A 12,058-nucleotide genomic window follows, 5' to 3' on the forward strand; every position below is an offset into this window, starting at 1 on the left:
GGGAATCACGCGATGTGCGGACGTTATACGTTGCTGGCCGATGAAGTCGAAGTGCTTGAGGAGTTTGGTATTGAGCAGCCAATCAAGAATTATCAGCCCAGTTACAATGTTGCACCGGGCCAGAATGTTATGGCCATCATTCATGACGGAAAAGCAAAACGTGCCGGCTATTTGCGCTGGGGGCTTGTCCCCTCGTGGGCGAGTGATGAAAAAATCGGTTATAAGATGATTAACGCCCGGAGTGAGACAGCGCATGAAAAACCAAGCTTCAAACGGCTGATGTCCCGAAAACGGTGTTTGATTGCAGCGGACAGTTTTTATGAATGGAAACGTGATGGGAAGGAAAAACAGCCGAAACGTATCCAGCTGGAAGATCGCCGGCTGTTTGCCTTTGCCGGTCTGTGGGATAAATGGGAAAAGGATGATAAGAAGCTTTTTACGTGCACCATTCTGACAAAAGAAGCGGATGGTTTCATGCAGGATATTCATCATCGTATGCCGATTATTCTGCCAAAAGAAAAGGAAGATGACTGGATCAAGACAGGGGAACAGTCGCCGGAGGAGGCCTATCATTTTTTGACATCGCTGGAAACGGAAGGTCTTCAGGCATATGACGTGGCAAGCTATGTCAATTCAGCAAAAAATAATGACGAAGGCTGCATTGCGCCGCTTGTATAGCTATGAATTACCGGAGTCGCCACCCCATCTTTAATTTGTAATAGAGGATGGTGGCATTTGATTGCAGCTCCTATTATAATAAAAACATATTCGGCAATAATTTCAAAGCAGGAGTTGAAGCCATGATACGGGTATTATTTGTGTGTCTGGGTAATATTTGCCGTTCCCCAATGGCCGAAGCAATCTTCAGGGATCTGACAGAAAAAGAGAAGCTGTCAGGTAAAATCGAGGCAGATTCCGCCGGGATAGGCCATTGGCATGTAGGTGAGTCACCTCACGAAGGAACACGAAATCTCCTGGATAGACAGCAAATTTCATACGAGGGGATGGAAGCTCGGCAAATTGATGTTCGTGATTTCCGGGATTTTAATTATCTTATCGCCATGGATGATGATAATATTGGTGCGATTCGAGGGTTAAGTGATAAGCATGAGGAGGTCACGGTAGCCAAACTGATGGACTTCGTGGATGAGGCCGAAGAATCCAGCGTCCCCGACCCCTATTTTACAGGAAATTTCGATTATACTTATGAACTGGTATCAAAAGGATGCAGTGCATTGCTAAATCATATCAGAAATGAAAATAACATATAACATTAAGGAGCGATTAATTATGGGTAAACGAAAACTATGTCTTGGACTGATTATAGGTACGATTGCAGGTGGACTATTATCTTTGATCGACCGCGATGCAAGAGGTTATGCAACAGAAAAAATGTCAGCTTTCAAAAACGACTCGTCGTATTATATTAAACGACCATCAGAAGCTGTTAAAAACGCAAAGAACACGTTTGACCGTTTTAATACGGCTTTCACAAAAGGTGCGGATAATGCCATAAATGCTTTAGAACAGGTGGAAACCTCGTTGGAGAAGTTTACAAATAAAAATGATGGGGAAGAGCTGAATAACAATTTGTAAACAAAACGTGTGAGGGCGATTAAATGTGGAAGAAAACCATAGCTTTCGGCAAAGAACTATTTCAGCGTATAAGCGATGATGATATTGCAGGCGTGGCAGCACAGCTTGCCTATTTCTTGCTGTTGTCATTGTTTCCATTCCTGCTTTTTTTGATGACCCTGCTCGGTTATCTGCCACTGGACTCGGGCAATGTCACCAGCTTTATCGAGCGGTATGCGCCCGGTGAAATTAATGAACTGATTAATGAAAATGTATCCGAACTGGTCAATAACCAGAGCGGTTCGTTATTGTCAGTTGGTATCATTGGTACATTGTGGGCCGCTTCCAATGGCGTCAATGCGATCATGAAGGGGTTTAACCGCGCTTACAAAGTTGATGAAGATCGTTCGTTCATTGTTATGCGGCTGATTGCAATCGGACTGACGATTGCGATGGTTTTTGTCATTGCGATGGCTTTTCTGCTGCCGGTATTCGGAAAAATGATAGGAGAATATATTTTCTCATTTGTTGGCATGTCAGAGGGATTTTTAGCTGTCTGGGACACGCTGCGCTGGGGTGTTTCATCCGTTGTTATATTTATCGTGCTCCTGGCACTGTACAGGTTAGCTCCCAACATGCGAATCTATTTTAAAAATGTTGTATGGGGCGCGCTGTTTGCAACTGTCGGCTGGCAATTGGTCTCATTGGGTTTTTCTTTTTATGTGAATTCCATGGGGAACTATACGGCAACATACGGAAGTCTGGGTACCGTCATTGTTCTTATGATTTGGTTTTATTTGAGTGGTATTATAATTATGGTCGGTGGCGTCATTAACGCCATGCTCCGGAAAAGAAGGTTAAACTAAATGAAAAAGCTGCCGGTTGGTTACGGCAGCTTTTTTGGTTTGCATGCGTTAATTAACTGATGTTTTGAGCTGATGATCTTTTTTGAAAAAGATGACCGCAAACATTATGATAAGCATTAAAATAATGACGTAAAAAAACGAAACATCAGGGAACAAATCGATAAAGACACCGCCCAGATACGGTCCGGTTAAGCTCCCAATACTGAATGAGACCCCTGTCATCAAGTTACCTGCGGGTAAAAGTGACGCCGGAACCATATCGGTCATAAAAGCAATACTTAAAGAATACAGGGAACCAACGAGCATGCCGGAGACAGCGAAGGCGATGAAAAGTGTTGCTGCAGATTTTTCAAATAAAGCTGCGAACTGAAACGCGAGAATTCCGCCACCGATAACCGTAAGCAGAATCCTTCGCCTGCCAACGCGGTCACTTAATACGCCCAGAGGAATTTGTGTAACAATACTTGCCCCCGCAAAAAACGGAATAATCAGCGACAGGATGTTAACATCATGTCCAATTCTGAGACCGTAAACAGGGAAAATGCCATGCAATGTTGCTTCAAGAAAACCATAGCCAAATGCGGGCAGCATCGCCACCCAGGCAAGTTTTCCGGTATGAATAAATCGCTGAATGGAGCTGGAACTGCTATAGGCGTGTACATCGTCCTCCTCAGGCATCTTGTTCCGTACAAACAACATCAGTGACCAAATGAGCATGCTCAGCAATGCAGAAACAAGAAACGGCATGGCCTGATTTATCTCCAAAAGCCGGGTCATCAGCGGGCCTACAGTGAAACCAAGCCCAAATGACAACCCATAAAATGAGATATTCTTTCCGCGTTTTTCTTTTGGACTTGTTGTGGTAATCCAGGTTTGGGTTGCAAAGTGCAGCATATTATCACCGATCCCGATAATAATACGCAATATAAACCAAAACCACAACGCCTGCCAGAAAGGAAACAAAGCAAGTGACACAAAAACGAGCATCCCGCCTGTAACAATTACCGGTTTAAAACCAAATCGGCGCATAGGTTTTTCCATAAACGGTGAAGCAATCAATATACCAATATACAGCCCCGTCGCATGGAGCCCATTGACCGAGGATGAAACGCCATTTTGTTCCAGAATAATTGACAGCAAGGGAAGGAGCATGCCCTGAGAAAACCCGGATACAAAAACGAGCGCAATTAATATGTAAAATCGTGTTTGGGCAGATACCATCGTTCGACACCTTCCAGTATTTATATGGCTTTACTCAATGTAATGCTTTTTTTGTAAGAGGTCAATTCAAATTACTTCATTAAAGGGGCGTTATGGTATAGCATTAGGAATAACATTAACTTATAAGAGGTGAGGTTATAATGGAATTTCATTTAAAAGAGGAAGGCATGCGTATTGACTTGGATTATGGACAGCTTGACATATCGAGTAACGATGAATACGGCTTTCGCCCATTTCAATTGATGGTCGCATCGATTGCAGGCTGCAGTGCCTCGGTTTTTCGCAAAATTTTAAGCAAGCAGCGAACCGAAATAGCTGACATGACGATAACAGCCGAGGTTGAGCGAAACGAACAAGAAGCTAATCGAATCGAGCGAATCGATTTGCATTACGTCATCAAAGGCTACAATCTTGACGACGAAAAGTTATACAAAAACTTGGCCCTGGCAAGAAAGAATTGTTCAATGGTCCGTTCAGTTGAAGACAGTATTCATATTGAAGAAACACTCGAATCGGTTGAGTTAAGCAGTTAAAATTTAACAAAGTATAATATTCATGTGTCCGAAAAAACTAGTGTTAAAAGCTGCAAGAAGGCTGGTCCGACGGATTACGTCCACAGCAGCTCACGGAAAGGAAGGGACACATGAATAAATATTTTGGGTTTGGCGTCTTACTGATACTGATTATAATGCTCCCAGTAAATGCCCTTGCCGAGAAAGATGACTCAGCAAAAAAAGAATTTGAAGTTCCGAACCACGTATTGAATATATCAAAAGAAAACACATTCCCTAATTCGACAGAGGACCAGGAAGTCGTGGAACCAAGTGAACTGACACAGGAACTGATTGACGGTGTTGATGTAGCGATCGACAATCCGGATCTTATTAAGATGCTGAATGAAACGTCAATTAAACCATCGCCAATCGCTTTTGGTTATCGGGGGATGGTTTATATCGGAAGATGGCCGCTGAACTATAAGTCAGATGAGACGAATATTAACTGGGAGTATCAAAACATTAATACAAATGAATTAAATAATATCGGCGGGGATAATGAGCAACAAATGCAATATACCCAGCAAAATAAAAAAGAAGTTAAAGGTGCATTGACCAATAAAATCGCCAATCCTGATGATGTTAAAAAAATGATGCTTCTTGAGGCGCAGGATAAAATCGAGCTGCCGCTGGCATATTCAACAGTTATCGGGAAAAATACGAAAAAAGATAACACCTATAGCGTGCCTGCCAAAAAATATGGGGAGCTCCAAGCGTATGCTCCCGCCGTTAATGAACGGGGACAGGTAACATTTGGCGAAGTATACTTTCAATTAAAAGGCTACGATAAATCAATTGTAGTCAAAAATGTTACAAAACAGGGAATCGGTGCATGGGTGCCAATCCAGGATCACGTATCGTATTCATTTAATCTGAAATAGAAACGGCTGAACCTCTGCTGGAGAAATTCCGGCAGAGGTTTTTTAGCTGAAAGGCAAGGTATCAACCTAAGTGTAGCGGGGTGTGGTGTATCGACCGGAATGGGAGAAGATTAATCGGAACCGCGTGGGGGATCACGCGAAAACGGAAGGGGATTACACGCAATCGTGGTGGGATCAGTCGAAATCGTATGGTGAGCAATCGAAATTAAGACATGACCACGCGAAATAGAGGAGAGACCAATCGAAATCGGGAGAGGATCAACCGAAACCAAGGATGGATCAATCGAACTCACGTTATGACCAACCGAAAAAGTAGGAGGACCAACCGAACCGGGGCGGTGACCACGCGAAATCAGCAGAGTTTACGCGATCTAAAGGTGGAATCACCCGGGAGCCATACAACACTTCCGGAGACGTAAAACGCACTCTCTGAGCTGGCTAAACACATTGTTCCCTTAAATTTTATAAAAAACAGGGTTGATTTTCTTGCTTTAATGCTTTACCATGATAAAGTAATGTTTGAGAGAGATAGAAAAGAGGGGAAACGAAGATGGAATGGGTTGTTGTTTTATCAGTATTAGTGCTGACAATACTCAGTCTGCTGCGAGTCAACGTCATCATTGCGATTATCGCTGCAGCATTGACGGCAGGCTTATTGTCAGGACTGTCAATTATTGAGTCAATCGATATGATGGTTAATGGTATGGGCGACCAGGCGAGCACAGCTTTAAGTTATATTTTGCTCGGTGCGTTTGCGGTGGCTATCAGCTATACAGGCATAACTACTATACTTGTGAATTTTTTGATCAGGGTATTAACCGGAAAGAAAACAATCATGGTATTGGCGATTGCCGGCGTCGCATCGTTGTCACAAAACGTTGTTCCGGTTCATATAGCATTTATTCCTATATTAATTCCGCCATTATTAAAATTATTTGATGAAATGAAAGTGGACCGGCGCAGTGTTGCAACCGCATTGACGTTTGGATTAAAGGCACCGTATGTCATGATTCCGGCAGGGTTTGGTTTGCTTTTTCACCAGACGATTCAAAACGGAATGACTGAAAATGGTACTGACATCACAATCACCGAGACAGCACAGGCTATGCTGGTTCCGGGCGCCGGGATGATTGTCGGCTTATTAATTGCTGTATTCATAACATATCGGAAAAAACGTGAATCGATCCCGGGTGCCGGCGGCAGTGAGGTTAATTTTACGGCGCCGCCAGCGGAGAATGTATCCTTTAATCGTAAACATGCTTTAACACTTGTTGCGATTCTCGGAGCATTAGTCGTTCAAGCAGTTTTCCAAAACTTAATTGCAGGTGCGCTGACAGGTCTTGTACTAATGTTTGCACTTGTTGTGGTTCCATTCAAAAAAGGCGATCAAGTGATGGCCGATGGTATTGCGATGATGGGACAAATCGCATTCGTCATGCTTGTAGCGGCCGGTTTTGGCAATGTGCTGGAAGAGACGGGAGCCGTCAGTGCGCTTGTTGAAATGTCTTCAGGGTTTTTGAGCGACAACCAGGCCATCGTCGCGCTTGTATTACTTCTTGTTGGTCTTGTAGTCACAATTGGAATAGGGTCATCATTTGGAACGATCCCAATCCTTGCTGCATTATTTGTGCCGATTTGTATAACGGCAGGCTTTTCGCCGCTTGCGACTGCTTCATTAATCGGGACTGCCGGCGCATTGGGTGACGCTGGTTCACCGGCTTCAGACAGTACGCTCGGTCCAACGTCGGGTCTGAATGCTGATGGCAAGCATCACCATATTTGGGATACATGCGTTCCGACATTCATTCACTTTAATATTCCGCTCGTCGTGTTTGGCTGGATTGCAGCAATGATCCTGTAAATGGCTGTTCCGTGCCTATGCATAAAAGTGGTTCTGTAACGCAAAATAAGAAAAAAACAGGTGGGCTGTGGAATGAAGTATTATTACATCATGGCATTGACATTCGTCCTCGTTTTGCTTACTTTTGCTGCAGAAGCAGATGCCAGTCAGCCAGCTGGCGGGTATGGATGGGGGTTTAAAAAAAATGATGATCATCACATACCCGACGTGGGGAAATACAAGCAAATTCTCGAGGAACACCATGCTTATTATGCTGATGATTCCGGAGAAAAGACAGTTTATCTGACATTTGATAACGGTTATGAGAAAGGCTATACGGATGAAGTTCTCGATGTCCTGAAGAAGCACGAGGTCCCTGCTGCATTTTTTTTGACTGGGCATTATGTGGAAAGTGAACCAAACCTTGTTAAACGGATGGCAGAAGAAGGCCATATCATCGGGAATCATTCGTATCACCATCCTGACTTAACAGTCGTTACGAAAGAAAAAATGGCGAAAGAACTGGAGACCCTGGAACAAGCGGTTGCTGATGTATCAGCACAGAAGGAAATTAAATATTTGCGGCCGCCCAAAGGAATGTTTAGTGAAAAATCATTGAAGTGGGCAAATGAGCTTGGTTATATTCATGTATTCTGGTCGCTGGCTTTTGTCGATTGGGGCGAGCAGCGAGGCTGGCGGCATGCTTATGAAAATATAATGGATCATATGCACCCTGGGGCGATTGTTTTGCTTCATACCGTGTCCTCCGACAACGCGAAAGCACTGGATAAAATGATAGCCGAAATGAAAAAACAAGGTTATCAGTTCAGAACGCTTGATCATCTTGTAATGAAAAATAATCTGCCACAGCCAATTTATGGTTATTAGAAATTTGTTCATGAAAAAGCTGGCTTTTTAAAGGCTAGCTTTATTTATGTATAGGCAATTCATCTTAAATTCATAAGCATATAAACTAATTCAAATTTTAGTTCAATTCTGATATACTAAAATAAATCTGAATTGGAGCTGATATGATGAACAAACAAGATCTCATTGCGCCTGAAGACTATAATATTGTTATGGAAATGGAACACTTTGCCTCTAAAAGTCCTTCAAGGAAGGCACTGGTTTGGATGGATGATAATGGCAATAAAAAAGAAATTACATATGAAGATTTGATTAAAAACGTCAGCAAAATTGGCAACGTTTTCAAAGAAAAAGGCTTGAAGAAGGGCGATAAAGTATTGATCATGATACCGCGCCTGATTGAAGCATATGAAACTTACCTGGCAGCAATCAAGGCAGGACTTGTTGTCATTCCAAGTTCAGAAATGCTGAAAACGAAAGACTTGCAATACCGGATCAGTCATGGGGAAGTAAGTGCAGTCGTCAGCTACTATCCATATGCCGATCAATTTGAGGGCGTTAAGGAATATGACCGGCTCACGCTGTTTTCGATTGGAAAATCTGTGGATGGCTGGCACAACCTTGATGAACTGAAGGGATCTGCTTCAGATCAGCTGGACGTCGCTGATACCACAAAAGATGATACGGCGTTCTTGTCTTATACTTCAGGAACAACGGGCAATCCGAAAGCAGTTGTACATACACATGGCTGGGGATTTGCACATTTAAAAACCGCACCGGGGAATTGGCTTGCAATCAATGAAGGAGACAAAGTGTGGGCAACGGCCGGTCCTGGCTGGCAAAAATGGATCTGGAGTCCTTTCCTGTCAGTCCTGGGTTCAGGAGCTACCGGCTTTGTATACTTAGGAAAATTTGATCCGAAAACATATCTCGGTCTGTTGCAGGATGAAGAAATTAATGTACTGTGCTGCACACCGACGGAATACCGTCTGATGGCGAAAGTTGATAACCTCAATGACTATCAGCTGCCGGCATTGCATAGCGCTGTTTCAGCCGGTGAACCGCTAAACCGTGAAGTCATTGATACATTTCGCAAGCAGTTTGATATAACGGTCCGTGATGGCTATGGTCAAACGGAAAACACTTTATTGCTTGGCTTCCTCAAAGATACGAAAGTAAAACCGGGCGCTATGGGGAAACCGACACCCGGCAATGAAGTGGAGATTATTGACGAAGAAGGAAAACCGCTGCCCGCCAATGAGATTGGCGATATTGCCGTTAAGCTGGACAGTCCGGCACTTTTCCGGGAATATTATAAAGATGCTGAACGCACGCAAATGTCCCGGCGCGGGGACTATTACGTGACAGGTGACCAGGCGTGGAAGGATGAAGAGGGCTATTTCTGGTTTGAGGGTCGCAGTGACGATATAATTATCAGTTCAGGTTATACAATCGGACCGTTTGAAGTGGAAGATGCTTTGGTCAAACATCCATTTGTGAAGGAATGTGCTGTTGTTGCAAGCCCGGATGAAGTCCGCGGAAGTGTGGTTAAAGCATTCATTGTTCTGCAGGACTCGGCACCTGATGATCCTGATTTGGTCAAACAATTGCAGGATCATGTAAAAGACCTGACAGCACCGTATAAATATCCGCGAAAAATTGAATTTATTGATGAGTTGCCAAAAACAACATCGGGTAAGATTAGAAGAGTTGAGCTGAGACAAAAAGAAAAACAGTTATCATGATAAAGGGGCTGTCCTATGTTTAGGACAGTCTTTTTACGTGAATCTTTAGGATAGGGTTTGAATCCGGGTTTGGTCAACGATGCATGGTAAATACAAGCGGCTGAACACCCTTTAACCATACTTATTCCGAAAAAATTGAGCAAAAACACTTGAAAGTCAAAGAAGGTCAAGTTATAATAAAATCAAAGGTCAAAGATAGTCAAAGTCAAACCTTTTAAAATAGATTCTAATTAAAGGGAGGCATCACATATGCAATGTCAAAATTGTGGTACGCGTCCAGCATCGATTAACGTCGCAATGCAAATAAACAATGAGCGTATGAATATGCATCTATGCAACGAATGTTTTCGTGAAATTCAAGGAAGTATGATGAACGGTGGCTTTAATCAAGGCCAGCAAGGCGATTTTGCCAATAAATTTTTCCAGGGAAATGGTCAGCAAGGTCAAGGGTTTACCGGAACCAAAACACAACAAGGATCGGGCAATAACGGCTTACTCGATCAGCTTGGCAAAAACGTGACAAATGCTGCACGTGCCGGGCTTGTTGACCCGATTATCGGCCGTGATAATGAAGTGAAACGGACGATTGAAACGTTGAACCGCCGTAATAAAAATAACCCGGTCTTAATTGGTGAAGCAGGTGTCGGTAAAACGGCGATTGCTGAAGGACTGGCATTAAAAATTACAGAAGGCAAGGTGCCGGCTAAGCTGATGGATAAGGAAATTTATCTTTTGGATGTGGCATCACTTGTTGCCAACACAAGCATGCGCGGACAATTTGAAGAGCGCATGAAGCAGCTTGTACAGGAACTGCAGGAACGTCCGAACGTTATTCTGTTCGTTGATGAAATCCACCTTCTTGTTGGGGCAGGCACCGCCGAAAGTTCTCAAATGGACGCGGGCAATATTTTGAAACCGGCCCTCGCACGCGGTGAACTGCAATTGATTGGTGCAACCACTTTGAAAGAGTACCGTCAAATTGAAAAAGACGCCGCATTGGAACGCCGTTTTCAGCCAATCATGGTCAAAGAACCGTCCGCTGAAGATGCGATTGAAATTTTGAATGGCATTAAAGACCGTTATGAAAAATTCCATGAGGTGCGTTACTCTGATGAAGCGATCCGCTCGTTTGTCACATTGTCACAGCGCTATATTCAGGATCGTTTCCTGCCCGACAAAGCGATTGACCTGATGGATGAAGTCGGCTCACGCTTGAATCTTGATAATGCGGAAAAAGATTCAGACAGTATTCAAAGCCGTCTGGATGAAATTGTCCGGGAAAAAGAAGAAGCAGCTGAAAAAGAGGACTATGAGCGTGCAGCCCACTTGCGCTATCAGGAAATCCAGTTGCAAAAACAACTGGATAAAGCCAAAGATGAAGAACAGGTTGTCGATGTTGATATTTCTGATATCCAATTGATTGTTGAGGAAAAAACCGGTATTCCGGTCACCAAACTTCAAGCTGATGAGCAGGAGAAAATGCGTGATCTCGGTAAGAACCTCAGTGAGAAAGTCATCGGTCAGGACGAAGCAGTGCAAAAGGTTGCCAAAGCTGTCCGCCGGAGCCGTGCAGGACTTAAATCAAAATACCGCCCGATCGGATCATTCCTGTTTGTTGGACCGACCGGGGTTGGTAAAACTGAACTGACAAAAGCACTGGCTGAAGAACTGTTTGGCTCACGTGACAGCCTGATGAGGCTCGACATGAGTGAATATATGGAAAAACATTCGACTTCCAAAATTATTGGTTCACCACCAGGATATGTCGGTCATGAAGAAGCAGGTCAGTTAACCGAAAAAGTGCGCCGAAATCCTTATTCCATCCTGTTGCTGGATGAAATTGAAAAAGCGCATCCTGATGTGCAGAACATGTTCCTGCAAATCATGGAAGACGGCCAATTGACCGATTCACACGGTCGCACTGTAAGTTTTAAAGATACAGTGATTATCATGACCAGTAACGCCGGCACCGGTGATAAACAAATCAATGTTGGATTCAACCGGGACGAGCACGAATCAGTTCAAACGCTTGAAAACTTAAGTGCATATTTTAAACCTGAGTTTCTGAACCGTTTTGACAGTATCATCACATTTAATGAACTGGCTGAAGAAAGCCTGCTGCAAATTGTTGACTTGATGCTGGCAGAACTTGAAGAAACAATTGAAGAAAATAACATCGCTATTTCAGTGACTGACGAGGCAAAAGAAGAACTCGTTAAACTTGGCTACGATCGCCGCTTCGGTGCACGGCCGTTGCGTCGCGTCATCCAGGACAAAGTTGAAGATCAGTTGACTGATCTGATTCTGGAAGAAGAGTCCGTTGAGTCTGTCAATGTAGATGTTAAAGATGACGAGATCGTTGTTGAAAAAACCAAATAATATGTGTGTATAAAAAAGCCGCTGACACTGCTCAGCGGCTTTTTTTAGGTATCTTGTATGGATGGGGGTCGAAAAAATAAGTTCCGGAAATGGGAAATATGTTCCGGAAGCGCAAAATATGTGCGGGAAA

At 43.5% G+C, this 12,058-nt stretch carries 11 protein-coding genes; 10 read left to right on the forward strand and 1 reads right to left on the reverse strand.

Features of this window, described 5'->3' with window-relative positions; translation table 11 throughout:
- Nucleotides 1-12 precede the first annotated feature (12 nt).
- From BMZ22_RS14275 to BMZ22_RS14290, 4 genes are all read left to right on the forward strand, one after another.
- Entirely contained in the window at nucleotides 13-678 is a 666-nt protein-coding gene (locus BMZ22_RS14275) for an SOS response-associated peptidase (protein ID WP_090086818.1), read from the forward strand.
- Nucleotides 679-800: 122 nt separating this feature from the next.
- Entirely contained in the window at nucleotides 801-1,271 is a 471-nt protein-coding gene (locus tag BMZ22_RS14280; RefSeq protein WP_090086895.1) for a low molecular weight protein-tyrosine-phosphatase, read from the forward strand.
- A gap of 19 nt (nucleotides 1,272-1,290) precedes the next feature.
- Complete coding sequence (locus BMZ22_RS14285) at nucleotides 1,291-1,596, forward strand: hypothetical protein (protein WP_090086820.1); 306 nt, start codon at nucleotides 1,291-1,293, stop codon at nucleotides 1,594-1,596.
- A gap of 23 nt (nucleotides 1,597-1,619) precedes the next feature.
- Nucleotides 1,620-2,441, forward strand: a complete 822-nt coding sequence (locus BMZ22_RS14290) for a YihY/virulence factor BrkB family protein (protein WP_090086822.1) — start codon at nucleotides 1,620-1,622, stop codon at nucleotides 2,439-2,441.
- 48 nt (nucleotides 2,442-2,489) lie between these two features.
- Here BMZ22_RS14290 and BMZ22_RS14295 read toward each other — a convergent pair whose 3' ends face one another.
- A complete protein-coding gene (locus BMZ22_RS14295) occupies nucleotides 2,490-3,662 on the reverse strand; it encodes an MFS transporter (RefSeq protein WP_090086823.1) in 1,173 nt (390 codons plus the stop codon).
- A gap of 140 nt (nucleotides 3,663-3,802) precedes the next feature.
- Between BMZ22_RS14295 and BMZ22_RS14300 the strand changes: the two genes are divergently transcribed.
- The 6 genes from BMZ22_RS14300 (at nucleotide 3,803) to BMZ22_RS14325 (ending at nucleotide 11,928) form a co-directional block, all read left to right on the forward strand.
- Nucleotides 3,803-4,195, forward strand: coding sequence for an OsmC family protein (locus BMZ22_RS14300; RefSeq protein ID WP_090086825.1), 393 nt, complete (start codon nucleotides 3,803-3,805; stop codon nucleotides 4,193-4,195).
- A gap of 110 nt (nucleotides 4,196-4,305) precedes the next feature.
- Nucleotides 4,306-5,097, forward strand: coding sequence for a YfkD famly protein (locus BMZ22_RS14305; protein WP_090086827.1), 792 nt, complete (start codon nucleotides 4,306-4,308; stop codon nucleotides 5,095-5,097).
- Between the two features lie 550 nt (nucleotides 5,098-5,647).
- Nucleotides 5,648-6,958 (forward strand): Na+/H+ antiporter family protein, encoded by a 1,311-nt coding sequence (locus BMZ22_RS14310; protein ID WP_090086829.1) that lies wholly within the window; start codon nucleotides 5,648-5,650, stop codon nucleotides 6,956-6,958.
- A gap of 72 nt (nucleotides 6,959-7,030) precedes the next feature.
- Nucleotides 7,031-7,825 (forward strand): delta-lactam-biosynthetic de-N-acetylase, encoded by a 795-nt coding sequence (pdaA, locus tag BMZ22_RS14315; protein ID WP_090086830.1) that lies wholly within the window; start codon nucleotides 7,031-7,033, stop codon nucleotides 7,823-7,825.
- A gap of 146 nt (nucleotides 7,826-7,971) precedes the next feature.
- Nucleotides 7,972-9,549, forward strand: a complete 1,578-nt coding sequence (gene mbcS, locus BMZ22_RS14320; protein WP_090086831.1) for an acyl-CoA synthetase MbcS — start codon at nucleotides 7,972-7,974, stop codon at nucleotides 9,547-9,549.
- A 249-nt stretch (nucleotides 9,550-9,798) separates the two neighbouring features.
- A complete protein-coding gene (locus BMZ22_RS14325; RefSeq protein WP_090086832.1) occupies nucleotides 9,799-11,928 on the forward strand; it encodes an ATP-dependent Clp protease ATP-binding subunit in 2,130 nt (709 codons plus the stop codon).
- Nucleotides 11,929-12,058: the final 130 nt, after the last annotated feature.

Origin of the sequence: Lentibacillus persicus (assembly GCF_900112705.1) — a bacterium.
GTDB lineage: Bacteria > Bacillota > Bacilli > Bacillales > Amphibacillaceae > Lentibacillus > Lentibacillus persicus.